This window comes from Campylobacter sp. RM10537 (assembly GCF_022369435.1).
In the GTDB taxonomy this organism is placed as follows: domain Bacteria; phylum Campylobacterota; class Campylobacteria; order Campylobacterales; family Campylobacteraceae; genus Campylobacter_D; species Campylobacter_D molothri.
The window spans coordinates 596,824-621,410 of sequence record NZ_CP059597.1 but is presented as its reverse complement, the minus strand read 5'-3'; the positions used below and the strand labels follow the sequence as shown (position 1 = coordinate 621,410).

23 protein-coding genes and 1 pseudogene are annotated in these 24,587 nt (G+C 27.6%); 10 read left to right on the top strand and 14 right to left on the bottom strand.

Going from position 1 to position 24,587, the window contains the following annotated elements; genetic code table 11:
• Positions 1 to 7: 7 nt before the first annotated feature.
• Positions 8 to 1,876, top strand: coding sequence for a methionine--tRNA ligase (gene metG, locus CMOL_RS03155; RefSeq protein ID WP_239820661.1), 1,869 nt, complete (start codon positions 8 to 10; stop codon positions 1,874 to 1,876).
• Complete coding sequence (locus CMOL_RS03150; protein ID WP_200282181.1) at positions 1,876 to 2,817, top strand: hypothetical protein; 942 nt, start codon at positions 1,876 to 1,878, stop codon at positions 2,815 to 2,817. The genes metG and CMOL_RS03150 overlap by 1 nt, the downstream gene beginning before the upstream one ends.
• On the opposite strand, the gene CMOL_RS03145 is transcribed toward CMOL_RS03150, so the two are convergent.
• Entirely contained in the window at positions 2,814 to 3,266 is a 453-nt protein-coding gene (locus tag CMOL_RS03145) for a methylated-DNA--[protein]-cysteine S-methyltransferase (protein WP_200282178.1), read from the bottom strand. The two genes, CMOL_RS03150 and CMOL_RS03145, sit on opposite strands and share 4 nt — an antisense overlap.
• Positions 3,267 to 3,369: 103 nt before the next feature.
• Between CMOL_RS03145 and CMOL_RS03140 the strand changes: the two genes are divergently transcribed.
• Genes CMOL_RS03140 through CMOL_RS03120 form a run of 5 tightly spaced genes read left to right on the top strand, consistent with a single transcriptional unit; the run spans position 3,370 to position 8,554 of the window.
• On the top strand, positions 3,370 to 4,611 hold the full coding sequence (locus tag CMOL_RS03140) for an ankyrin repeat domain-containing protein (protein WP_239820660.1): 1,242 nt from the start codon (positions 3,370 to 3,372) through the stop codon (positions 4,609 to 4,611).
• Positions 4,608 to 5,357 carry an SDR family NAD(P)-dependent oxidoreductase gene (locus CMOL_RS03135; protein ID WP_239820659.1) on the top strand — a complete coding sequence of 250 codons (750 nt, stop codon included), beginning with the start codon at positions 4,608 to 4,610 and terminating at the stop codon, positions 5,355 to 5,357. The genes CMOL_RS03140 and CMOL_RS03135 overlap by 4 nt, the downstream gene beginning before the upstream one ends.
• On the top strand, positions 5,354 to 7,075 hold the full coding sequence (locus CMOL_RS03130; protein ID WP_239820658.1) for a Na+/H+ antiporter NhaC family protein: 1,722 nt from the start codon (positions 5,354 to 5,356) through the stop codon (positions 7,073 to 7,075). Before CMOL_RS03135 ends, CMOL_RS03130 begins: the two co-directional genes overlap by 4 nt.
• Positions 7,072 to 8,145: a tRNA (uridine(54)-C5)-methyltransferase TrmA gene (gene trmA, locus CMOL_RS03125; protein ID WP_239820657.1), complete on the top strand. Its 1,074-nt coding sequence runs from the start codon at positions 7,072 to 7,074 to the stop codon at positions 8,143 to 8,145. Before CMOL_RS03130 ends, trmA begins: the two co-directional genes overlap by 4 nt.
• A gap of 10 nt (positions 8,146 to 8,155) precedes the next feature.
• Entirely contained in the window at positions 8,156 to 8,554 is a 399-nt protein-coding gene (locus CMOL_RS03120; protein WP_200282170.1) for a CoA-binding protein, read from the top strand.
• Positions 8,555 to 8,716: 162 nt separating this feature from the next.
• Here CMOL_RS03120 and CMOL_RS03115 read toward each other — a convergent pair.
• Positions 8,717 to 11,394 (bottom strand): annotated as a pseudogene (locus tag CMOL_RS03115) (autotransporter outer membrane beta-barrel domain-containing protein).
• 229 nt (positions 11,395 to 11,623) lie between these two features.
• On the opposite strand from CMOL_RS03115, the gene CMOL_RS03110 reads away from it, so the two are divergent.
• Entirely contained in the window at positions 11,624 to 11,809 is a 186-nt protein-coding gene (locus tag CMOL_RS03110) for a hypothetical protein (protein WP_239820656.1), read from the top strand.
• Positions 11,810 to 12,087: 278 nt separating this feature from the next.
• On the opposite strand, the gene truA is transcribed toward CMOL_RS03110, so the two are convergent.
• From truA to glmU, 7 genes are read right to left on the bottom strand one after another with little or no spacing between them, the layout of a single operon-like run.
• On the bottom strand, positions 12,088 to 12,810 hold the full coding sequence (truA, locus tag CMOL_RS03105; RefSeq protein ID WP_239820655.1) for a tRNA pseudouridine(38-40) synthase TruA: 723 nt from the start codon (positions 12,808 to 12,810) through the stop codon (positions 12,088 to 12,090).
• Complete coding sequence (locus CMOL_RS03100; protein WP_200282163.1) at positions 12,810 to 13,835, bottom strand: LptF/LptG family permease; 1,026 nt, start codon at positions 13,833 to 13,835, stop codon at positions 12,810 to 12,812. The genes truA and CMOL_RS03100 overlap by 1 nt, the downstream gene beginning before the upstream one ends.
• A complete protein-coding gene (locus CMOL_RS03095; RefSeq protein ID WP_407927666.1) occupies positions 13,832 to 14,602 on the bottom strand; it encodes a prepilin peptidase in 771 nt (256 codons plus the stop codon). Before CMOL_RS03095 ends, CMOL_RS03100 begins: the two co-directional genes overlap by 4 nt.
• Before the next feature lie 16 nt (positions 14,603 to 14,618).
• A complete protein-coding gene (uppS, locus tag CMOL_RS03090) occupies positions 14,619 to 15,287 on the bottom strand; it encodes a polyprenyl diphosphate synthase (RefSeq protein WP_239820654.1) in 669 nt (222 codons plus the stop codon).
• Between the two features lie 3 nt (positions 15,288 to 15,290).
• Complete coding sequence (locus CMOL_RS03085) at positions 15,291 to 15,902, bottom strand: hypothetical protein (RefSeq protein WP_239820653.1); 612 nt, start codon at positions 15,900 to 15,902, stop codon at positions 15,291 to 15,293.
• Positions 15,899 to 17,053: a bifunctional phosphopantothenoylcysteine decarboxylase/phosphopantothenate--cysteine ligase CoaBC gene (gene coaBC / locus CMOL_RS03080; protein ID WP_200282153.1), complete on the bottom strand. Its 1,155-nt coding sequence runs from the start codon at positions 17,051 to 17,053 to the stop codon at positions 15,899 to 15,901. The genes CMOL_RS03085 and coaBC overlap by 4 nt, the downstream gene beginning before the upstream one ends.
• Positions 17,050 to 18,339, bottom strand: coding sequence for a bifunctional UDP-N-acetylglucosamine diphosphorylase/glucosamine-1-phosphate N-acetyltransferase GlmU (gene glmU / locus CMOL_RS03075; RefSeq protein ID WP_200282150.1), 1,290 nt, complete (start codon positions 18,337 to 18,339; stop codon positions 17,050 to 17,052). The genes coaBC and glmU overlap by 4 nt, the downstream gene beginning before the upstream one ends.
• 157 nt (positions 18,340 to 18,496) lie before the next feature.
• Here glmU and fliP point away from each other — a divergent pair, with 157 nt between their 5' ends.
• Positions 18,497 to 19,243 carry a flagellar type III secretion system pore protein FliP gene (gene fliP / locus CMOL_RS03070; protein WP_200282148.1) on the top strand — a complete coding sequence of 249 codons (747 nt, stop codon included), beginning with the start codon at positions 18,497 to 18,499 and terminating at the stop codon, positions 19,241 to 19,243.
• 35 nt (positions 19,244 to 19,278) lie between these two features.
• Here the strand turns inward: fliP and CMOL_RS03065 are convergent, their stop codons facing one another.
• From CMOL_RS03065 to CMOL_RS03045, 5 genes are all read right to left on the bottom strand, one after another.
• Positions 19,279 to 20,049, bottom strand: a complete 771-nt coding sequence (locus tag CMOL_RS03065; protein WP_239820652.1) for a transporter substrate-binding domain-containing protein — start codon at positions 20,047 to 20,049, stop codon at positions 19,279 to 19,281.
• Between the two features lie 62 nt (positions 20,050 to 20,111).
• A complete protein-coding gene (gene kdsB, locus CMOL_RS03060; protein ID WP_239820651.1) occupies positions 20,112 to 20,843 on the bottom strand; it encodes a 3-deoxy-manno-octulosonate cytidylyltransferase in 732 nt (243 codons plus the stop codon).
• The gene (gene thrC / locus CMOL_RS03055) at positions 20,840 to 22,249 is read right to left on the bottom strand and encodes a threonine synthase (RefSeq protein WP_239820650.1); all 1,410 of its coding nucleotides are present in this window, start codon (positions 22,247 to 22,249) and stop codon (positions 20,840 to 20,842) included. The genes kdsB and thrC overlap by 4 nt, the downstream gene beginning before the upstream one ends.
• Positions 22,246 to 23,169, bottom strand: coding sequence for a tetraacyldisaccharide 4'-kinase (locus tag CMOL_RS03050; protein WP_200282137.1), 924 nt, complete (start codon positions 23,167 to 23,169; stop codon positions 22,246 to 22,248). Before CMOL_RS03050 ends, thrC begins: the two co-directional genes overlap by 4 nt.
• A complete protein-coding gene (locus CMOL_RS03045; protein ID WP_239820649.1) occupies positions 23,166 to 23,918 on the bottom strand; it encodes an NAD+ synthase in 753 nt (250 codons plus the stop codon). Before CMOL_RS03045 ends, CMOL_RS03050 begins: the two co-directional genes overlap by 4 nt.
• Positions 23,919 to 23,982: 64 nt before the next feature.
• Between CMOL_RS03045 and CMOL_RS03040 the strand changes: the two genes are divergently transcribed.
• Positions 23,983 to 24,579 carry an MBL fold metallo-hydrolase gene (locus tag CMOL_RS03040; protein WP_200282133.1) on the top strand — a complete coding sequence of 199 codons (597 nt, stop codon included), beginning with the start codon at positions 23,983 to 23,985 and terminating at the stop codon, positions 24,577 to 24,579.
• The last annotated feature ends 8 nt before the right edge of the window (positions 24,580 to 24,587 follow it).

Sequence of the window (24,587 nt, the reverse complement as noted above, 5' to 3'; positions counted from 1 at the left end):
ATTAAACATGCGTTATATTACAACTCCAATTTATTATGTGAATGATGTGCCTCATTTAGGACACGCTTATACCACTATTATTGCCGATACTATGGCTAGATTTTATCGCCTGCAAGGTCATGAAACAAAATTTTTAACAGGGACTGATGAACACGGACAAAAAATAGAGCAAGCAGCAAAAGAAAGAAATTCGACACCTAAAGAATATACAGATAAAATCAGTGCTGAATTTAAAAAGCTATGGAATGAATTAGAAATTAATTATGATATTTATGCTAGAACTACAGATCAAACACATATTGAATTTGTACAAGCTATGTTTTTAAAAATGTGGCAAAAAGGTGATATATATAAAGATCAATACGAAGGACATTACTGCATTTCCTGTGAAAGTTTTTTTACTAAAAGTCAATTAATCAATGAAACTTGCTGTCCAGATTGTGGAAAAAATACTACACTTTTAAAAGAAGAAAGTTATTTTTTCAAGCTTTCAAAATATCAAGATCAAATTCTAAAATGGTATGAAGAAAAAGATCCTATTCTTCCTAAAAATAAAAAAAACGAACTTATAAATTTTATACAAAATGGACTCAAAGATCTTTCTATTACGCGAACAAGTTTTGATTGGGGTATTAAACTTCCAAAAGAAATTAATGATGAAAAGCATATAATTTATGTTTGGCTTGATGCGCTTTTTATTTATATTAGTTCTTTAAAAGCTCAAAATGAAAAATTTTGGCCTGCGCATATTCATCTAGTTGGTAAAGATATCTTGCGTTTTCATGCAATTTATTGGCCAGCTTTTTTGATGAGCGTAGAGCTACCCTTGCCTAAATTTATAGGCGCTCACGGCTGGTGGACTAAAGAAGGCGAAAAAATGAGTAAATCTAAAGGCAATGTTATTAAGCCTAAAGAAATTGTAGATACTTATGGCATAGAAGCTTTTAGATATTTCTTGCTTAGAGAGGTTCCTTTTGGAAACGATGGTGATTTTAGCGAAAGTATGCTTATCAATCGTATCAATGCAGAATTAAGTAATGAATTTGGCAATTTACTCAATCGTATTATAGGAATGAGTCAAAAATATAACAATGGGATAATTACTCAAAATAAGATTTTAGATTTTTATAAAAATGAACTCGATGAAGCAATGCAATATCTAAAACTTGCTATAGATTATTTAGAAAATTTACAATGCAATCGCTATTTAGAAGAGATTTTTAAGGCCTTAAGTGTAGCAAATTTAGCTATTAGCAAATACGAACCTTGGAATTTAATCAAAGAAAATAAACTCGATGAAGCAAACGCGCTTATTGGGCTTTGTGCAAATATTTTAGCTAAAACTAGTATTTTGTTAAGCCCTGCTTTGCCAAATTCTTGTAAAAAAATTTCTCAAGCTTTAAATTTTGAAATTTCGACTATTAATTATGAAAAGTTGATTATTAATAATGAATTATTTAACTTTAAAGCTACAGTTTGTGACGTTTTATTTCCAAAAATTGAAATTAAACAACCAGAAGTAAAACAAGAAATTAAAAAAGAGGAAAAAGCAAAAATAAAAATCGAAGATTTTTCCAAAATAGAAATCAAAGTTGCGACGGTTTTAGAGTGTCAAAATATAGAAGGTAGTGAAAAACTTTTAAAATTTCAACTTGAGCTTGAAAATAAAGAAATTCGCCAAGTAGTCTCTGGTATAGCCAAATACTATAAAGCTTGTGATTTAGTAGGAAAACAAGTTTGCGTTATAACCAATCTTAAAAAAGCAAAAATTTTTGGACATGAAAGTAATGGTATGATATTAAGTGCAAAATATAATGACAAGCTTGTACTTATTACTCCTGAACAGTTGATTCACAATGGAGCATTAATAGGTTGATGAATATAAGTAACTTAAGTGAGCTTATCCATGCTAATATACTTAATGAAGGAAGTATTTTAAGTGTAGCTGGATTTGCTTTAAATCTCAATGAATTAAAAAGCGAATTTGCCTTTTTTAGTAATGATGAAAAAGAAATTCTTCAGGCAATTGAAAAAGGTGCTTTTGCAATTATATCCGAATATGAATTTTTTATTAAAGATAAAGAAATTTATTATCTTAAGGTTGAAAATTTAGAAATTTCCTTAATGAAACTTTTGCGCTTTTTATGTGAAGAAAAAGAATGTAAATTTTTATCGCTAAAATCTTATGAATTAAGTCTTTGCAAAGCATTTTCTCTAAATGTTTTAAAAGGAAATATTTTTATAGATTTTGATGTCCTTATTAAAGCAAAAAAAGGAGAAATTTTTTGCTTTAATGATGAAAATTATTTACTTAAAATTTGTGCTAATACTGAAATTTTAAAAGAAGTTAATTTTACCCTCCTTTCTAGATCGAGTTTCTTTTTTACTACTTTAGTTTGCGATAATTTGTATTTTAAAAATTTAAATTTGCCTTTTGTATATGCACAAATATTTGCAAAAATCATAACTTATTTAAAAGAAAAAAATATTAAAATCAACTTTGATTTTAATAAAATAGATGATTTTAAAATTTATTTTATTGATGAAAAATTTGAAATTTGTGAATTTGGTACAAGTGTAAAAGCTTTTATAGTTGTCAATAATCAAAATACCTTTGATTACTGGAATGAAAATTTCAAGCATGCTAAGGGTTTTAAAACAGCGGTAAAAAATTCCTTATTTTGTGATTTTTCATACAGCAAACTTTCAGATCTTAAAAATTTAAAAGATTTTAAGTATTGTCTTATTTTGGAAAATCACGAAGATTTTGAACAAGAATTTGAAAGCAAATCCAATCAACTTCCAAGCTTATTTTAAATTTTTATACCTTCATTTTGAAGTAAAAATTTCTTAATGCTAACTCCACCATTATATCCGCCAATACTATTTTTTGCAACTACACGATGACAAGGAATAAAAATGGGAATATTATTTTTAGAATTGGCATTTCCAACAGCTCTAAAAGCTTTAGGGTGATTGATATTTTGTGCAAGATCTTTATAGGTAATTGTTTGCCCATAGGGAATTTGCATCAAAGCTTTATAAACTTTTACCTCAAAGCTACTTCCTTGAATTTTTAAAGGAGTTTTAAAAATTTTTAATTTTTTAGAAAAATAATTTTTTAATTCCCAAGTAGCAAATTCTAACAATTCGCAGGAATTTTCCTCAAAATATTCTCCAAAACAAAAATCAACTTCGGTTAAAAATTCGCCATCACTTTTTAACAATAAAGAACATATAGGTAATTTATAAAAAACTTGAAACATAGTAAATTATACTAAAATCTTTATAATATCTAAATGATTAATTTAAATTTAAAGCTTATTTGAGTTAAAATATCGAATCAATTTCCAAAAAAAAGGAAAAAAATTGAAAGTATTTTTTATTTTGTTTTGCGGACTAATAAATTTAGTGGCGCAAGATATTATAGACTGTGATTATATAAAAAAAAATAGAACACAAATTTTTGAACAAAATAGTAATTTTACACATCTTGAAATAGCTTCAAAATGCCCTGACTCTTTAAAAAATCAAATTTTTACTCAAAAACTTTATAAAATAGCTAATGAAATTCGTGGAGAAAATAGTGCTTGTAATGGTATAGAATATTTACCTAAACTTCAAAAATTCGATTTTTTGCTTTTAAAAATAGCGCTTGATCCCAAATCTTATCAAAAAAAATTAGACACTCCAGAAAACTTAGAGAAAAAATATGATATTTTAAAATCTTATTTTAGATATTGGGCCTATCAAAGTATAGGTAATTTTAGACTTTATAGAGATTTTTGGCAAGAATATAATCAAGCTATTAATCCTTTGGAAAAATACTTTCAAGATAATTTTAATTTTGATCAAGGAAGTAACACTTATTATGCAACTAATGCTTTAAATGAATTTTTAAATTGGGCTGTAGGCGAAACAAAGATTTATAAAGATATCAGTCCTTTGGCTAAGGTAGTTTCAAATAAAAATAATTCTATAGAATATATACAAGATTTTCTTTTTAAAAATAATCTTAGCAAAGATGAGCTTACTATTGGTTTGCAAGCTGCACTTTTAAATCAAAGAAAGCAACCCATACTTGATCTTTTAATTCACTATGGTGCTAGAATTGATGAAGGCTATGAAGATGCTTTGTTTTATGCGTTAGAAAATTATGATAATACTAAATTTTTATTAGATATAGGTGCTGATGTAAATAGTAGCAACGCTTTTGGAAAAACTCCTTTATTTTATGCTATTGAATTTAACCGAAAAGATATTATTTCCTTGCTTTTGCAATATGGAGCCGATGTTAATAAAAAATACATTAACAATAATGAAAAATTAGCCTTAAGCGCTAATAACTATGATAACACTCCTTATTTTATAACCTTTTGTGCTTTAGAACATACTTCAAAAAATGTTTTAATGCATGCTGCTGCTTATGGGGATGTTGAGATATTAAAAATGCTTATCTCAAAAGGCGCTAAAATTCATGATGTAGATGATTTAGGTTTCAATGCGCTTGATTTTGCTATAGCTGCAGGAAAACAAGAAAATGCAAATTATCTTAAAAGTCTTGGATTAAAAGCAAATGAAAATTTATTTTACGGAGGAAGTTTGGAATGAAAACAGCTTTAATCACTGGAACCAGTTCTGGATTTGGTGAAGCTTGCGTCAAAGCTTTGATCAAAGAGGGATTTAAAGTTATAGCTATAGCTAGACGCGAAGAAAGACTTAAACTTTTAAAACAAACATTTCAAGAAAAAATATATACCATAGCTTTAGATATACGCGAAAAAGAAAAGGTTTTTTCACAAATACAAAATTTACCTAAAGAATTTCAAGAAATTGATATTTTAATTAACAATGCAGGACTTGCCTTAGGACAAGATGAATTTGATAGTTTAAATTTAGAAGATATCGAAACCATGGTTGATACAAACATTAAAGGTTTTTTGTATATTGCTAGAGCTGTAATTCCTATACTTAGAAAGCAAAAAAATGCTTATATTTTTAATCTAGGCTCCGTTGCAGCTACTAATCCTTATTTTGGAGGCAATGTGTATTGCGGAACCAAAGCTTTTGTTGGACAATTTTCCAAAGCTTTAAGAAATGATTTACGCGGAAGTAATATTAAAGTTACTAATATTGCCCCTGGTTTATGCAAAACAGAATTTAGTGAGGTAAGATTTAAAGGTGATAAAGAAAAGGCTGATGAAGTTTATAAAGATACAAAATTTATTAGTGCTGAAGATATTGCAAAAGTTATTTTATCTATTATCAATCTTCCAGAGCATATTAATATCAATGAAATAGAACTCATGCCAATCACTCAAACTTGGAATGGCTTTTACATAGAGAAGAGTCAATGAAAATATTTTTATTTATTTGTTTGCCACTATTTTGCTTAGCTTCTTCTGAAGCCAATGCTAATTTATTTGGAATTTTTACTTTAATACCTCCTTTTATTGCTATTGCTTTAGCTTTTATCACTAAAGATGTGATTTTGTCTCTTTTTATGGGTGTTTTAAGCGGAACTTTTCTTTTAAGTCTTTCCACTTATATCTTAAAAGAACATTCCCTTTCACTGCTCAATTTTTATAATACAGCCGTAGAATCATTTTCTAAAATCATTGCTTTTATTTTAAATTCTGCTTCAGATCCTGCCAATGCAGGTATTATTTTACAAATTCTTTGCATAGGTGGACTTGTGGCACTTGTAACCAAAATGGGTGGTGCAAAAGCTATGGCTTTAAAATTTGCAAAAAGAGCAAAATCTGCTGTAAGTGCTCAAGTTAATACTTGGTTTTTAGGGCTTTTAATATTTTTTGATGATTATGCTAATTTATTAATAGTTGGACCTATCATGCGTCCTTTGGCAGATAAATTTAAAATTTCGCGTGAAAAATTTGCTTTTATTATCGATTCTACGGCTGCACCTGTAGCTGGTATTGCTATTATTTCAACTTGGATAGGTGTAGAAATTTCTCTTATTAAAACTGCTTATAAAGATATTGGTTACGAAAATATCAACGCCTTTGGTATTTTTTTAGAAACCATTCCTTATCGTTTTTATAATATTTTTATGCTCTTTTTTGTTTTAATGACAGCAATTATGAAAAGAGAATTTGGTCCTATGTATCAAGCACAAATGCGCGCTATAACTACTGGAAAAATCGCTCCTATCGTAAAATCTAAAACTCTAGATACAGCAGAATTGGAAGATCAATTTTTAGCTCCTAAGGATGAAATAAAAATTTGCGTTTTTAATGCTATTATTCCTATTTTAACTCTTATGATTCTTGCTTTACTTGGTTTTTATTTTAATGGCTTTAATGCTTTATCAGGAGAAGAGTTAGAAAAGGCCGATGCTTATCCTCTTTCTTTTGAAACCCTAAGAATGGTTTTTGGAAAGGCTGACTCTTCTGTCGTTCTTTTTCAAGCGGCTTTATTTTCAAGTATTGTAGCAATATTTATTGGGGTTTATCGCAAAATTTTTAATATTAAAGAAGCTATTGAAACATGGATTTATGGATGGAAAACAATGATTTTTACCATCATATTACTTTTACTTGCTTGGTCACTTTCAAGCATTGTAAAAGAGCTTGGAACTTCACTTTTTATTACAAGTTTATTAGCAGATAAAATGCCTGATTATATTTTACCTGCGACTATTTTTGCTTTTGCTTCAGGCATTTCTTTTGCTATAGGCACAAGTTATGGAACTATGGGAATTTTAATGCCTCTAGCTGTTCCATTGGCCTATAAAATTGCACAACTTAGCGGAATGGATGCTAATGCTATGCATCATTATATAGTGATTAATATTAGTTGTGTTTTAACAGGAGCTATTTTTGGAAACCATTGTTCTCCAATTGCTGATAATGTTATCTTATCTTCAATGAGCGCAAAATGTGATCACATGGAGCATGTAAAAACTCAAATTCCTTATGCTTTATTTATCTGTGCTATTTCTTTATTGACAGGATATATTCCAGTATCTTTAGGTGTTAGTATTTGGATTGTTTTACCTTGCAATTTAATTCTTATTGCTTTATTGCTTAAGATAATAGGAAAAAAATTACCATGAGTCTTAAAGAATTTGGCAATATAATCGATTTTCAAGAAAAAATTTCTTTCATAAAAGATTTTTTTCTTGAATTTTATAATGGAGAAATTGATTTTTTTAATTCTCCAATAAAACATTTTAGGACTAGAGCCGAATTTTCTTTTTATCATGATAATCATAAAATTTATTATGCAATGTTTGATCCAAAAACCAAGAAAAAGATTATCATAGATAATATTGATTTTCCAGATAAAAAAATTTGTGATTTTATGCCCATTTTACTTGAAAAAATTGAAACTAATATCAATTTAAAAGAAAAACTTTTTGGAGTGGAATTTTTAGCAACAAAGCATGAATTAAGCACCACTCTACTCTATCATAAAAATATAGAAACCATTAATCAAGATCTAGCTAATTTAAGCTCTAAATTAAACTGTAACTTAATTGCGAGAAGTAAAAATAAAAAATTAGTTTTTAATCGTGAAAATTTAAAACAAAGTCTTTTGATAGGAGATAAAGAAATTTTTTATGAATTTAATAATGATTGTTTTATTCAGCCTAATACTTTTATCAATGAAAAAATGATTTCTTGGGTCAAAGAAAGTCTTGCTTTTGAGGTTAAAAAAGATCTACTTGAGCTTTATTGTGGTTATGGTAATTTTACCCTTGCCTTGGCTGATGATTTTTCTAAAATTTTAGCAACTGAAATTTCAAAAAACAATATCCATTTTGCTCTTAAAAATTGTGAATTAAATGATGTTAAAAATATTTATTTTGTTCGTCTTTCTAGCGAAGAATTAAGCCAAGCTTTAAAGAAAGAGAGAGATTTTTTTCGCTTAAGGCAATTTAATTTAGATGATTTTCATTTTTCTCATGTTTTAGTTGATCCTCCTCGTGCAGGATTAGATAAAAGCGTGATAGATTTGATAAAGCAATATGATAATATTATTTATATCTCATGTAATCCCATAAGCCTTAAAGAAAATTTAAAGGTATTAAATCAAACACATAAAATAACAAAAATGGCTATTTTTGATCAATTTGCCAATACTCCACATTTAGAGTGTACAACACTACTTACTAAATCATAAAGAAAAAAATATGGATGAAAATATTAAAAAAATAATTCATCAAACAAAAAATATCGCCGTAGTTGGATTAAGTGTTGATAAAAATAAAGCATCTTTTATCGTAGCTCAATATTTACAAAAAAATGGTTATAAAATTTATCCCATTTATCCTAAATTTGAAGAAGTTTTAGGCGAGAAAATATACAGAAATTTAGAAGATATCAATGAAACAATAGATCTTGTTTTGATGTTTAGAAAAGGAAGTTTTGCTGCTAATTTATTACCAATCCTTATAAAAAAAAGAATTAAAAATTTTTGGCTTCAACTTGGTATTTTTAATGATGAAGTACAAAAAAAATGTCAAGAATTAGGGATTAACTTTGTTCAAGATAAATGTATTATGCGAGAACTACCGCTTTATAAAAATTGATACAATAATCAAAAATTAAAAAATAAAATCAAGTAAGATAAAAATAAGCAAATAATAAATAAAACCACCGATTAAAAATCAATGGTTTTATCTTAAAATGATTATTTAGTTAGCACTAGTTTATAATTTGTTTTTAATTTTAAGAATTCTCATAATAATTTTTTACCATATGTAGTTAAATTGTGCAAATCCTGTATGCGTATCACCTTTAGAATCAAACATTCCATTATAGTTTAAACTAAAATAAAAAACATTGTTTAAAGGGACAATCATAGATGTAGTTACATATCTTTGCACTCTTGGTAAATAAAACTCATCTTTTACTTTTACTTGGCCAAATCTAGCCTTAGCTTTTACTTGTGGATTGATATTAAACTTAGCTCCTAAAGTCATAGAGGTTTTTAGATTTGGCAACCAGTCTCTAAACCATGTAAAACTTGTTCTTGTAGATAAAAGATTTAAATAATTTGCATAGGTTCTTTCTCCACCCATAACCGTAGCTTGACCTTTAGTATTTATCATAGAAAAAGCTTCAGTATAGCCTCCTTCATAAACTAAACCTGCTTCTGGAGAGAAGATATTATCCCCATGGTTAAAATTCATTCCTAAATCTCCACTCATACCATAAGCATAAGAATTTGGACTTGCCTCAGCTTCACTTTTACCAATTTTTTTACTTAATTTATTTTTGATAAAAGCTGTTTTACCTTGAGCTTTTAAATAAACTTCTTGCCCTTTGCTTGTTGTAAATAGGGTATTAAAGTGTATTTTAAACCTGTATAATAAGATCTATTATTTATATCAAAATAAGTCGAACTCATTTTAGTATCCTCATAGCCCACATATACACCATATATACCACTATCTTTTAGGGTAGAATAACCTATAATAGTTCCTCTAGTATGCCCTTTACTCTCTTCATTTAAAGAAAGCTCAACATTTTGCGATGAAGTATAAGGAAGGATAAATAAAGAATGCTCTTTATTATAACCGTAGCTTCCATTATTAAAATCATTTTTTATATAATCACTTGCATTTGCATATAAATTACCTTTTTCTTGCATAGCAATACTTGTATTAGGTTTAGCAAATGCAAAATGTTGCATAGAATTACCCATAACACTATCTATAAAAGAAGCTCTTCTTGAAGTGGTATTAATCAAAGATCTAAAAGTAGCTCCTGCTATAGAAGCATTAAGGTTAAAATCAGTTGATAATTTTCCAGTAATAGGATCAAAACCTAAAGAAATTTCTCCACTTCCATTTATTCCTATATTACCTACTTGACCTGGTTTAACCCCAGAAACAATATTGCTTATATCTTCAAGTTCTCCCAAATCAAGTCCACCTTGATCTATAGTTACATTATCTATAGTTACTTTATCAGCCCCATCTCCACCTACTACAATACCTTCTAATTTACCATCATCTCCCGTAGAAACAACCCAATCTTCTACTACTATATTACCATTATTGGTTATATTACTTCCACTTTCATTTTTACCAATACTTCCTTGATTATTTATATGTATAGTTCCATTACCACTATTTACAATTCCGCCGCCTATAGTAGCACCTTCACCATTAGAAATTTCTAGTTTATTATCGCTATTATTGGTAATAGAACCTGAAATTCCTGTATCGGAAGTAGAAGTATTGACTATAGAATCAAGTTTACTACCTTTACCTACTGTAATAGAACCAGAGATAGATCCATTACCTTGATTGACTATACCACCCTCGACATTAGCTCCATTTTCTATTTTAATATCACTACCTATAGAAGCATTATCTGTATTTATTATATTACCTTCAAGTTTAGTATTTTCTCCGCTAATAGTAATACCGCCTATTATACTTCCAGAACCAGAGTTAGATATAGCTTGACCCGATGAAGAGGTTACGGTTGCTCCATTCTCCACTTTAATAGAGCCACTTATTGTTCCACTTACATTGGATACACCAGCACCACTTCCACCTTCCACTCTAGAGCCTTCGCCAGATAAAATCATTTCTCCACTTAAAGAAGCTCCTTGACCCAATTTTATACCATTATCTAGACCTTTTATAATACCACCATTTTTAAGTTCTATCTTTTTAGTTTGTGAATATTTTTCTAAAAAAATTCCATCTTCGTTGCTATAAATTCCGCTTACTGTGGTATCTTTTTCTTTGTTTTTGCCATCTATATATAAATCACCTAGGGTTTGCCATTGACCTACAATTATCCCTGCTTTTTCTCCATAAACCACACCTCCTTCTTTTATAGTAAGTGTTCCAAAACTACCATGAGATACAGCTATACCATAAGAGTTAGATTGTATAGTTCCTGTATTTATTATATTATCTATAGTTCCACCTGATTCCAATTTAATACCAGCACCTGTTAATTCTTTACCACTGCTGACTATAGTTCCACTATTAATCAAAGTTTTTATAGTTCCACCTTGAGCTCTTATGCCATTTCCACCACTTATAGTTCCACTATTTGTAAAAGTTTCTATATTGGCACCTGAACTTATCCATATGCCATTATTATACCGACCATTTCCAGGTGAATTTATCAGACCTTTGTTTTCAAAAGTATTTATATGTGAATTTATAACTATACCCACTTCATTTCCTTGTATAGTTCCTGAAGAATCATTGGTAAAATTTTGTATAGTTCCGCCTTTTAACTCTATAGCTTTATTTGCTTGTATCATCCCACTATTTTTAAAAGTTTCCATATGGACATTTCCTTCAAAAAGAATTCCATTACCATTATCTGCTTTTATAGTTCCGCTATTATTAAAATTATCTATAGTAAGAGTTCCTTGATTGCTTCCCCAAATTCCCATATAAATTTGTCCATTAATTTGACCTTCATTTTCAAAAGTATTAACAGTAATTGTTCCTGTAAAATTTCCTTTGCTATTTTCTACACTTACCTTACCATTTATAATTCCTTCATTTTTTAGATTTGTAATAGTCAGAGTTTCACTATCCTTTGCATGAGCATAAATAGCTTTATTATTTTCATTAGATAGGGTTCCACCACTTGATATAGTTAAGGAATTAGAACTGCCATTGCCAGTTATAGTGATTTGTCCGGTTTTACTATCAGAAATAGTTGCACAATTACTGCCATTGCAGCCTGGACCAGTTATAGAAGCTTCAGCACAGGTGCTTAAAACAGAAACTGTTGCTAAAGAAAATAAGAATTTTTTAGAAAAGGATGGATTGGATTTTTCTAGATCCCCCCCTATTGAATAAAGTTTGATTTTTCATCATTTCTCCTTGAAAATTATTTCTAAAAATATTTAAGAAATAATTTATATTATTAAATCAATATATTGATTTTGAAAAAGTTAAAGCTAGTATTATTATAGGGTTGATTTGATAGCTTTAACTTTTTTTATAGTGTTATTTTTAAAAATAATTTATATTATTATTAAAAATAATTGCAATTATAATAAAATATAATTGAAATTATTAAATTAAAATTTTTTATTATTTTAAATAAATAAATTTTATTATTTTTTACAAAAAAGTTAATAGGTGATTTTGCTAAGATAAAGCCCATTAGGAGGAGCTAAAAAATGATTATACTTTTTTATAGTTTTTAGTTGCTCTATAAGTTGCTCTTTGGTCATTTTTCCTTCTAAAACCTTTAAAACACTTGCTACTATCAAACGAATTTGTCCTCTTAAAAAACCATTGGCTCTAAAATGAAAAATAGTCATATTTTTATAAGAATAAGCATGAGATTTAAATACCTTTCTAACTGTGCTTTTAACATCACTTCCGCTTTTGCAAAAATATTTAAAATCATGTTCTCCAAAAAAATATTTCAAAATTTCATTAGCTTTGTTAATGTCTATTTTTGGATAAAAATAAACATATCGCGATACAAAAGGATTAAAATTTCCATGATAAAAAATATAGCGATATTCCCTACTCTTAACATCAAATCTTACTTCAAAATCAGAGGGCATAAATTTTAAATGCTTAATATGTATATAAGGATGTGAAAATTTATTGAGTTGATTTTTAAGATAGATAAGATCTTTAAAATGATCCCCACATTCAACACAAGCAACCATAAAACTAGCATGAACCCCTTTATCTGTTCTTGATGCCATTAGAATTTTAGAAAAAATTCCAAGATGAGCCAAAGCCTTTTGCAAGGCATCTTGGACACTTTTTCCATGCGGTTGGGTTGCTGAACCTAAAAAAGCTGAACCATCATAAGAAAAAATCAATTTTAATTTCATCAATAACGACTTAAAATCATTTTTTTAAAACAAATCATCGAAGCGATAAAACTAACTATAAAAATGGTAAAACATGCTAATAAAGGTGGTTTATAAAACAAACTCAAAAGTCCAAAATAAACCACGATAACACCAAACATTCCTACATAAATAAAACCTTTTTCATAGCGATAAGTTACGATACCAAATGACAGTGCAAAAAGCGTACTTGCCAATGGAAAAAGTGCTATAGTGGTGTAAATCACAAATTCTTTGGCACGTTTTGTGTTGGAATTGATATCTAGCCAGTATTCATAAAATTTTTTAATTTTAAAATTATCATTATTAAATTTAGTATTTAGAGTAAGATTTTCAAATTCTCCCGTAAAAAGCATTTTAGATTCTTCAAAATTATACATTTTTCCATTAGAAAGCTTAAAAGCAAAACCTGTACTTTCTTTTTGCACAGTAGCTTCTTTAGCAACGATAAGCTGCTCTTTATCGCTTTGTATCCTTTTTGGATGATACATAACGATATTTTCATATTTATCGCCATCTTGTTTTTCTATAAAAATCATCCAATCTAAAAATTTTTGCCCAAATTCTCCTGTTTTGTAATTAAATTTTACCTGTGTTTTTTTATAATCAATAAAATTATCTTGAAGTTCTAATACCAAAGGTATCATTACTAAAGATGTAAATAACATTAAAGCGCTAACTAAAGCAGAAATTTTCAAAAATAATGAAGCTAAGGCCTTTGGAGAAAATCCTAAAGTAAAAAGAACTATGCTTTCATTTTCTCTAGAAAGTCTAAATAAAGTCAAAGTTAGTGCTATAAAAAAAGATATAGGCAAAGTAAAAATCAAAATTCTAGGCAACATAAAACTATAGAGTTCAAGTAAATCTAAGAAACTGATTTCTATACTTGAAGTCAATTTAGCCAATTGGATAAAAAATACCATAGAAACAATGCTAAAAAGTACAAAAAAAATGGAAAGATTGGTGCTTAAAAATTGATTTAAAATATATCTTGAAACAAGTTTCATGCTAATCCCTGATTAAAAATTAAAAAAATTACATAGCCAATAAAAGCAATATTTATAAAAGGTAAAAATGCCAATTCTCTTGTTTTGTAAAAAATAAAAAATGGTAAAGTCAATAAAGCTCCACAAAAAAGTATTATAAAACTTTCCTTAAAGCCAAAAATTCCAGCTATACTAGCACACACAATAATATCAGCATCTCCTAAATTTTCTTGTATATTTTTTGATCTAAAATTCTTAATATAGCCTGTAAAATTTTTAAGTAAAAATAAAAAACCTGCAAAAGAAAAAGCTTGTATTAAAAAGCCGCTTTTAAAATCTTCAAAGATAAAAAAATAAAAAAATTCATTGATATTTAGCTTAAAAATTAAGGCCAAAAAAAACAAAACCCAAAGCAATATTTGCGGAACTGCTTTAAATTTTATATCTATATAAGAAAGCATCCAAAAAACAAATAAATATAACGAAAAAACCAGAAATTCTAATAAATTTTTACTAAAAAAATAAGCAATAAGAACAAAAACCATACCTAAAATTTCAGCTAAAAATATACCAATGGGAATTTTTTCTTTACAAAATCTACATCTAGCTTTTAAAAATATATATGATAAAAAAGGTATAAGATCTATAATACTAAGTTTTTTATGGCAGGAAAAACAATAAGATCTTGCACTTAAAAGAGGTTTATTTTCACAAAAACGATTTAAAAAACACATACAAAATGAACCTAAACTAAAGCCTAAAATGATTAAAAAAATATATTTTAGAATTTCTTCAATTAAAATTTCACCTTCCAAATGTTCTCTCTCTTTTTCTGTATTCTTTGATAATTTTTTTAAATTCTCTTTTTGTAAGACTAGGAAATAAAGTCTCACTAAAATAAATTTCAGCATAAGCGCATTGCCAAAGTAAAAAATTTGAAAGTCTTTTTGCATTTCCTACGCGAAGCATTAAATCAACATCTAAAGGCAAATCTAAATTATCGCTGATATTTTTTTCATTGATTTCTAAACCTTTTTCTATAACTCGACGTGTAGCACGAACGATTTCATCTTTAGCACCGTAACTAATGGCCAAATTAACGCACAATTTATCACAATGCTTAGTTGTTTCTTCTACTAAAGCAATTTTATCTCTTAAGACTTGATCAAGTCTTGTTAAATCACCAATAGCTCTTAAACGGACATTGTTTTTTTCAAATTTTTCTAAGGCTTCATTTAAACAACGATCTAAAAGTTCAAAAATAAATTCAATTTCATCTTTAGGTCTATTCCAATTTTCAGTACTAAAAGCAAATAAACTTAAATTAGAAACTCCTTCCTCGACACAGGCTTCCATAAGTTTTTGCATAGTCTTTACCCCTTGAGAATAACCCAACTTTGCCAAAAAACCTTTAGCTTTTGCCCAGCGTCTATTGCCATCCATAACTATAGCAAGATGTTTTAAATCATTCAATTTTCACCCCTTAAAATCAAATAGTTTCTTAAATACAAATAAAGGCGTAATTTTATTATCTTGTATAACATTAAATTTTAAGTGTTCATTTAAAAATTTTTGCACTTTAAAAAAAGGAGTAAAAATTGAAACTCCATGGCTATCGATGAGTATTTTTAAAGCACCAAAAACACTGAAATAAAGATAAATTTCTAAAAATTTAGTTTTTTTCTTCATCTGAAACAAACAAGCTTTGTTTTCAAAAATAAAAGGAATGTGATAAATATTTTCAAAACTTGCAAAAAGCATTTCTTTTAAAATTTGATACTTTTCTCTATTTTTGCATTCTATAAGATTTGAAATAATATATTCTTTATAATTAATCTTGTTTTCTAAAATCGCTACTATCAAAGGCAAACCTTCTTCAAAAGGTGTAAAAACTGGTCTCTTTGATAAATGTTTAAATTGTATTGCCCCGCTTTTTTCTTTATAAATTTCAGCTAAATATTCTGCACCTATTTCCAAATCAATCATGCTTTTAGTTTGAATTCTTTTATGATTTAATAATAAAGTATAATGACCATATCCAGTTTTTCCTAAAATCTTCATTTGGATAGGCAAGGTAGCATTAATCATAATTTTTCACACCAATTGATTAAATCAAAAGCCAAATCTTTTTTATCCTTAAAATCACTTTTTACACAAGCATCTTTACTTATAAAATGAATTTCGTTTTTATCACTTCCAAAAGTATTTTTTTTATTTAAAATATTTAAGCATACCAAATTTAAGTTTTTCTCTACTAAAGATTTTTTAGCATTTTCTATCGCATTTTTAGTATCAAATTCCATTTTAAAACCTATTTTTTTACCTTTAAAATTGACATTTTTTAACAAATCTTCGTTAAGTTTTAAATGAAGATCAAAGCCATTTGAAAATTGATTTTTTTTAATTTTTCCTTTTTGAAATTCTGGGATAAAATCACTTACTGCAGCTGCCATAATCAAAAAGTCACTTTCACAAAATCGATCTAATAATATTTTTAAATCTTTTGAACTTTCAAATTTATAAATTTCATAAGAAGTTTTAAAATCTACAGAACTTAAAAATATAACTTTAGCGCCCAAAAAATAAAAAGCATCAGCGATTGATTTTGCCATTTTTCCACTCGAAAAATTACCTATACAACGCACATCATCTATTTTTTCTTTTGTGCCCCCACCACTAACAACTACACTTTTGTTAAGCCAAAAATTCTTTTTAAAAAGCTCTCTTTTTGTAATATTAAATATATCTTCAACTTCTGCTAAAGCTCCGATTCCTTCATCTTTACAAGCTAAAACTTTAGAAATAGGTGGAATAATTAAAGCTTTATTTTTTTGAAGTAATTTTAAAGAATTTTGAGTGCTAAAGTGATTATACATATTTGTATTAGCCGCTGGAGCAATTATTAAAGGTTTATTAGAAGCTATTAAAGTTTGAATAAAAAGATTATCTGCTATGCCTAAGGCTAGTTTATTAATCGAATTTATACTTGCAGGAGCAAAAAGAACAAGATCGCAATCTTTACTAAAATCTATATGATTTTTTTTATTCTCCCAGCTTTCATTTTCTTCGGATAAAATTTCATCCGCTAAAGCTTCAAAACTTAATTTGTTTGCAAATTTCAAAACTCCTTGACTAAGCAAAACTTTAACTTTAATATTTTCTTTTTTAAATAAAGAAATAAGCTCATAAGCTTTATAAAAAGCTATACTACCACTAACTGCTAAAAGTATGGTTTTCATTTTTTAAATTTTTTATAAAAATAATCTTTAACTACTTTTCTATTAGCTCTATTAATAAATAAAGAACCGCTAGAAACATTGCAATCAACGGAACTTCCAGCCGCAATAATAACATCATTTTCTATATTTACAGGAGCAATAAATTGCGTATCCGAACCTACAAAAACATTTTTACCAATAATAGTTTTATACTTTTTAATCCCATCATAATTACAAGTAATAGTCCCACAACCTATGTTTGTACCACTATCAATTTCACAATCACCTAAATAACTCAAATGCCCTGCTTTTACGGTATTTAATTTTGCATTTTTACATTCTACAAAATTTCCTATATGAGTATTTTTTATTTCGCAATTTGGACGCAAATGAGCTAAAGGTCCTATATCGCTATTTTCAATAATAGAATTTTCTATCACGCTAGAACTTTTAATGATGGAATTAATAATCTTGCTTTTTCCCTCAATCCTTACATTTTCATAAACTTCACATTCTCCTATAAATTCAACATCCAAACCTATAAAAGTACTATGAGGTAAATGAAAAATTACTCCTTGCTTCATCCAATATTTTTTGATTTTTTCTTGTATTAAATTTTCAGCTATGCTTAATTCGAATTTATCATTAATGCCCATAAATTCATTTTCATTTACATAATTAGCTTTAATAATCTTTCCTTTATTTTTAGCCAAGGCAATTATATCAGTTAGATAGTATTCTTTGGCTGCATTATTATTATTAATTAAAGGTAAAATTTCAAATAAAAGATCAGTTTTAATCGCATAAACTCCAGCATTGCAAATATCAATCATTCTCTCTTTTTCACTAGCATCTTTAAATTCGATAATCTTTTCAACTCTATCATTTTCTATTAATACACGCCCATAAGTTTTTGGATCTTTTGTATGAAATACAGCTAAAGTTAAATCGGCATCATTTTGCAATAATTGCTTTAAACTTTCACTTTGAACTAAAGGCATATCTCCACAAAGAATTAAAACTTTTTCTTTATCTGATTTAAAATTTTTTAAAGCACCTGCGGTCCCTGGGTAATTTTTTAAATCCTGTTCTAAAATTTTTGTTTTTGGAAAAGAAGAAAGAATTTCTTTTTCAACAAGTTCTTTTTGATACGATAAAACTACGCTTACATCATCACTTAATTCATAGGCTTTTTCTAAAATATGTAAAATCATACTTTTTTGACAAAGTTCTTGTAAGACTTTTGGTTTTTGTGATTTCATTCGGGTGCCAAGACCTGCTGCTAAAATTAAAATTGAATTTTTCATAATCTTTAAAGCCTTTATTTCATGATAAAATTTTTACTTTATTTTAACATTTTAAAGTTAAGTTTTGGATATTTTAAATAAAAGTTTTAAACTCTTTTTTAGTCATCAAAAGTTAAAATAAAGCCTGTTTTTTAAATCAAAAACCAAGGTTAGCATTTTGAAAAAAATATTTTTTTTATTAATAGCAAGTGCCTTTTTTAGCACTCTTTTTGCAGCACCTGAAGCAACTATACCTACAGTCAATTTAAGCCTTAGTGCTCCAAATACCCCAAATCAACTTGTTACAACCTTAAACATAGTTATAGTATTGACAATTTTAGTGCTTGCCCCAAGCATAGTTTTTGTTATGACTTCTTTTTTACGCTTGATTGTTGTTTTTTCTTTTTTGCGTCAAGCTATGGGAACTCAAAGTATGCCGCCAAATACTATATTGGTAACTCTTGCTTTAATTTTAACTTTTTTTATTATGGAACCTGTAGCTACAAAATCTTATAATCAAGGAATTAAGCCTTATTTGGCAGAAAAAATTGGTTATGAAGAAGCCTTTAATAAGAGTATTAAACCTTTTAAAGATTTTATGTTAAAAAATACTCGCGAAAAAGATTTAGCTTTATTTTACCGCATACGTCACTTACCTAATCCTAAAACCATTGATGATGTTTCTTTAACTGTTTTAGTACCTGCATTTATGATTTCAGAATTAAAAACAGCATTTGAAATAGGCTTTTTAATTTACTTGCCTTTTTTGGTTATTGATATGGTTGTAAGTTCTGTTTTAATGGCTATGGGTATGATGATGCTTCCACCTGTAATGATTTCCTTACCTTTTAAACTTTTAATCTTTGTTCTTGTTGATGGTTGGAATTTATTAATCCAAAGATTGGTAGAAAGTTTTGTTACATGATTTTAAGAAAAGACTAAAAAGTCTCTTCTTAAATTTTAAAAGAAAAATTGCAAATGGTTCTTTTTAAAAGTATCTTTAACATCTTTTAGATATTTTTCTCCAAGCGAATCAAAAAATCCATCTTTTTTACTTTTGCTTATAAAATCATCCAATTCTTTTTTAAGTTCTACATCGCCTTTTCTTATAGCTATACCCCAAAATTCTGGATTTTTTTGAAAAGGTGCTAGAATAGCTCTTGTGGTATCTTGATGTTTTTGCCAAGTTCTATAAATTGTAAGTTGATCATAAAAAAATCCATCCGCTTTACCCTGTATAATTTCTAAAATAGCTGCACTTTCTTTATCAAAAAGATGTATTGTTGCATTTTTGAGATTTTTATTTGCATATAAATGCCCAGTGGATCCGCGTTTTAAAGCTAAAATTTCTCCCTTCTTATTTAAATCATTTATACTTTTAATTTTTGAATTAATAGGAGTTAAAATAGCTAAATTAGCTTGTGCATAAGGGATAGTAAAATCCACAACTTTTTTGCGTTCATCAGTAATAGTCATAGAAGACATAATAAGATCTATTTTTCCAGTTTTAAGAGCAGGTATCAAACCATCCCAAGCTATATTTTTAACTACAAGTTTATAGCCGTGTTCTTTGGCAAACTGTTCTAAAAAATCTACACTGATTCCACTTGCTTTTCCATTTTTATCACTCATTTCAAAAGGTGGATAACCAAGCTCCATACCTACTACTAAATCTTTTGCCATTAAATGCAAAGCAAAAAATATCGTTAAAAAATAAAAAATTTTTTTCATTAATTCTCCTTAAGTTAAAATTAAAAATATGTATCAAAATACATAAAATTTTACTTATTTATTTAAGTAAAATTTTGCAAATTTTTATAAAATTTCAAAGCCTTTTCATAATCTTCTTGGGTATCAATACCTATGCTTTGAGTACTTATTTCAAGCATTTTGATTTTCTTTCCATTCTCAATTGCTCTTAATTGCTCTAATTTTTCGGCTTTTTCAAGCATTGAATTTTCTAAAGCACAAAACTCTTTTAAAGCTTTTACACTGTAAGCATAAATTCCCAAATGTCCTTTAAAATTGCCTTGATAATCCTCTCTTTCATAAGGAATTTTTGATCTTGAAAAATATAGAGCAAAATCGTCTTTATCGCAAACCACTTTAACCAAATTAGAATCATTAGCTTGTTTTTGATCAATGATCTTATAACAACTCGCCATAAAAGCTTTTTCACCCAGACAAGAATGTGCAAATTCTTTAAATAAAAATAAATTCTTGCTTTCTATAAAAGGTTCATCTGCTTGCACATTGATAACAATTTCATCTTCTTTTAAAGCAAGTTTTTGACAAGCTTCATTGATTCTATCTGTACCACTCTCATGATCTTTTCTGGTTAAAACAGCTTTAAAATGATACTTTTTAACAAGCTCTAAAATTTCTTCATCATCGACTGCTATACAAACTTCATCAATATCTTGTACTTGCTTAGCAGTCGCAATAAACATAGGAACACCACCTATATCGCAAAGAATTTTTTTAGGAAAACGTGTTGAATTTAATCTTGTAGGTATTATAATCATTTTTTTATCCATTCTAAAATTTCATTTTCGATTTCTTCATTTTTATAAACTTTTTTATTTTTTAAATTTAAATCAAACAGTTTAGAAATTTCTTCCTTGATCTCTAAATTAAAATTTTTAGCCAAAAGTTTAAAATCTTCTTTTTCATCTTTACAATCTCTATTAAAAATTGCCTTAATCATGCTTGGAGTAAATTTTGTCCATTCAGCCGTTGAAGTAATAATGCTCGGTTTTGAAATATCTAGCATTTTAAAACAAGTAGCAGTATGTGGATCGATTAAAGTTTTACTCTCTTTTATAAATTTCATGCACTCATTATCTTCACAAAAATCAGCTTCAAAATCTTCTTGTAAACTTTGTAATTCTTTTTGTTCAAGAATAAAATAATTTTGATTTTTAAGCAAATTCATCAATTCATTAGTTCTTAAATCACCAAATTTATCAAAAAGTAGTCTTTCTATATTAGAAGAAATAAGAATATCCATAGCTGGAGATATAGTTTTTTTAAGAATTTTATCACGCAAATCATAAATACCTTTGTTAAAAAATTCACTTAAAATATTATTTGCATTAGATGCAATTTTTATTTTTGCAATTTTAGCACCCATTTTTTTTGCATAATAAGCCCCTAAAGCATTTCCAAAATTTCCACTAGGGATGATAATTTCAACTTTTTCTTTAAATTCATCCCATAGTTTTAAGCTTGCATAATAATGATAAATAATTTGAAATAAAATACGTCCAAAATTAACGGAATTTGCAGCACAAAGCTCATAATCTTGCATTTTTAAACTTTTTCTAAATTCTTTCTTTGCAAGTAAATTTTTTAAAATACGTTGAGTATCATCAAAATTTCCTTTAACGGCTAAAACTTTTAAATTACCTTTATCTAAAGCTCTCATTTGAAGCTCTTGCAAAGAACTTGTTCCACCATTTGGATACATACAAATAACTTTAATATTTTCTAAATTTTCAAAACTTTTAAGCGTCGCAGGACCTGTATCTCCACTTGTAGCACACATAATTAAAATTTTTTTATCTTTTGAAAAATCATTTAAAAGCACTCCAAAAGGTTGTAAAGCCATATCTTTAAAAGCCCTTGTAGGCCCATGCCAAAGCTCATTAATATAAACTTTATCTTCAATTTTCTTTAAATTTATTGCGTAACTATGATCAAATTTTTCATAGCTTTTAAGAGCTTTTTTAAATAATTCTTCATAACCAAATTCAAAGCTTTCTATTAACTTTAAAGCAAATTCATTATAAGAAAATTGACTATATTTTTCTCCATCAAAATAAGGTAAATTTAAAGGTGAATAAAGTCCACCTTCTGGTGCGCTTGGATTAATTAATGCTTCTTTAAAATCTGCTTTATTGTTTATATTTCTACTTTCAACTAAAATCAATCAAAACTCCTTACATATTGATGTAATTTTTCTTTAAAATTTTCTTTTAATTCTATATTTAATTCTATAATTTGACACTTAAAACCAAAATCTTTTACTTTAACATAATCTTTAAAAGTAAGCATTAGGGTATCGCAATTATGTTTTTTAAGTAAATTTTCAAGTTCATCTTTTTTAAATTCGTAATGATCTTTAAAAAAATAACAAGCCCTAGCCTTTATAAAATGCTCATAAAGTCTAAAAGGCTTTGCAATTGCTGTTATTAATATAGCTTTAGGATTTTCTTTAGTATAAGAATAGCGGATGAAATCTCTATTTTCAAGTGCCAAAAAATCAGCTTTTTTATTGTAAAATTTTGGCAAACGATATGCCCCACTAGGCAAAGTAAAATTAAAATAAGGCCTTACTTCACTCTCTAATAAAATGTTAAATTTTTGAATATAAAATTTTGAAAAAGCATCGTCTAATAAAACTATCTTTGCGCCTAAATCAAAAGCTTTTTTGATCCCCTCTACCCTATTTTCACTGACAATCACACCTGAAATTTTATCCTCAAAAGCATATTCCATGGCTTCATCACCACTTTGCAAAACATCTGTTAAAATTTCATGCTTGTATTTAATTACAATCAAGCCTTTACTCTTTCTTTTATAGCCTCTAAGTACGATAAAAACATCTTCAAATTCTCTCGCTATTGCTTTGCAAAGAGGTGTTTTTCCATTACCTCCAAAACTTAAATTTCCAACACTGATTACAGGTCTTTTAAAGTCTATTTTTTTAAAAAACCAAGTATTTACAATCGCTAATAAAGCATAAATAAAACTTAAGGGCAACAATAAATACGCTAAACATTTTTGAAAAAAATTAGGTTTAAAAAAATAATGATCTAGCCAAAGTTGATATTTTTTATCTTCACTCACTTAAAATCCATTAAATTTGCGATTTTAGGCATAGACCTTTTAAAGGCATTGTTTTTAATACGAGTTTTTAGCATTTTGAGTAAATTTTCATCTAATTTATCCATAGTTTGCTTATCATTATTTTCTATTGCTTTTAAACCTAAGTCTATTTGCTCATAAGTAAAACCTAATTCTTTTTCATCACTTTGATTTTCCCAAAGATCTGCACTCGGACTTTTTTTAATAAAATTTTCATGCATCTTTAAAAATTTAGCCATTTCATACACTTGCGTTTTATAAAGATCACCTATAGGATTAAAAGCACAAGCTAAGTCCCCATAAATTGTTCCATAACCTAAAAGCAATTCGCTTTTATTTGAAGTGCCAACCACAAGAGCATTTTTAAGCACAGAATAATCATAAAGCAAAGCCATTCTAATACGTGCTGCATAATTACCTATACGAATTTTATCTATATTTTGACTTTGTTCAATAAAGGTATTAAGAATTGTCTCAATAGAAATAATTTTATAATCTATATTTAAATCATGGCAAAGCATCAAAGCATCATTTAAATGTTCTTTGCTTGAATATTGCGTAGGCATTAAAAGTGCAAAAACATTTTTATCTAAAGCTTTTTTACAAAGTGTAGCTACTAAAGCAGAATCAACACCTCCACTAAGTCCTAAAATAACATTATTTTTACCACTTTTTAAAAGTTCCTCTTTTATAAAAATACACAAATTTTCTAAAATTTGTTTACAATTCATAACTTACCTTTACAATAATTCGCTAATATAATTATATATAAAAATTCAAAAAAAAGGCTAAAAAATGCAAATAACTCAACAAGCTTGTGGCCCTTATATGACCAATTGTTATATTCTATCAACGCAAAAAGGTGAAATCATCATAGATCCAGGTTTTGAGGCTTTAAAATTTATCAAAGAGCATGTTAAAAATCCTTTGGCAATTTTAAATACTCATGGGCATTGTGATCACGTATGGGATAATGCAAAAGTTAAAAGAGAATATAATATCCCTATTTACATACATAAAAATGATGAATTTATGCTAGATGATCCTATGGATAGAGGATTTGAACCAAGTAAAGCAGATTTTTTAGTCGAAGATGAAAATATTCTTAATATTAACGGAACTGAATTTAAATTCCATTTTCTACCTGGACATACACCAGGATGCACCATGATAGAAGTTGTAGGGCAAAATTTAATGTTTAGTGGAGATTTTTTATTTTATAGAAGTATAGGAAGATGGGATTTTCCTTTTTCCAATCCAGAGCTTATGAAAGAAAGTTTACAAAAAGTATTAAAATATGAAAATGATTTTAGACTTTTACCTGGACATGGAAAAGAAACAACATTAAAAGCTGAGCAAATACACATTCCTTCTTGGTTAAGATATTTTTAGGAATAAAT

What these genes read in the sequence shown, in the direction of transcription:
- metG (WP_239820661.1), top strand. Translation starts at nt 8, where the DNA reads ATGCGTTATATTACAACTCCAATTTATTATGTGAATGATGTGCCTCAT.
- CMOL_RS03150 (WP_200282181.1), top strand. Translation starts at nt 1,876, where the DNA reads ATGAATATAAGTAACTTAAGTGAGCTTATCCATGCTAATATACTTAAT.
- CMOL_RS03145 (WP_200282178.1), bottom strand. Translation starts at nt 3,266, where the DNA reads ATGTTTCAAGTTTTTTATAAATTACCTATATGTTCTTTATTGTTAAAA.
- CMOL_RS03135 (WP_239820659.1), top strand. Translation starts at nt 4,608, where the DNA reads ATGAAAACAGCTTTAATCACTGGAACCAGTTCTGGATTTGGTGAAGCT.
- CMOL_RS03130 (WP_239820658.1), top strand. Translation starts at nt 5,354, where the DNA reads ATGAAAATATTTTTATTTATTTGTTTGCCACTATTTTGCTTAGCTTCT.
- trmA (WP_239820657.1), top strand. Translation starts at nt 7,072, where the DNA reads ATGAGTCTTAAAGAATTTGGCAATATAATCGATTTTCAAGAAAAAATT.
- CMOL_RS03120 (WP_200282170.1), top strand. Translation starts at nt 8,156, where the DNA reads ATGGATGAAAATATTAAAAAAATAATTCATCAAACAAAAAATATCGCC.
- truA (WP_239820655.1), bottom strand. Translation starts at nt 12,810, where the DNA reads ATGAAATTAAAATTGATTTTTTCTTATGATGGTTCAGCTTTTTTAGGT.
- CMOL_RS03100 (WP_200282163.1), bottom strand. Translation starts at nt 13,835, where the DNA reads ATGAAACTTGTTTCAAGATATATTTTAAATCAATTTTTAAGCACCAAT.
- CMOL_RS03085 (WP_239820653.1), bottom strand. Translation starts at nt 15,902, where the DNA reads ATGATTAATGCTACCTTGCCTATCCAAATGAAGATTTTAGGAAAAACT.
- coaBC (WP_200282153.1), bottom strand. Translation starts at nt 17,053, where the DNA reads ATGAAAACCATACTTTTAGCAGTTAGTGGTAGTATAGCTTTTTATAAA.
- glmU (WP_200282150.1), bottom strand. Translation starts at nt 18,339, where the DNA reads ATGAAAAATTCAATTTTAATTTTAGCAGCAGGTCTTGGCACCCGAATG.
- CMOL_RS03065 (WP_239820652.1), bottom strand. Translation starts at nt 20,049, where the DNA reads ATGAAAAAAATTTTTTATTTTTTAACGATATTTTTTGCTTTGCATTTA.
- kdsB (WP_239820651.1), bottom strand. Translation starts at nt 20,843, where the DNA reads ATGATTATAATACCTACAAGATTAAATTCAACACGTTTTCCTAAAAAA.
- CMOL_RS03045 (WP_239820649.1), bottom strand. Translation starts at nt 23,918, where the DNA reads ATGAATTGTAAACAAATTTTAGAAAATTTGTGTATTTTTATAAAAGAG.
- CMOL_RS03040 (WP_200282133.1), top strand. Translation starts at nt 23,983, where the DNA reads ATGCAAATAACTCAACAAGCTTGTGGCCCTTATATGACCAATTGTTAT.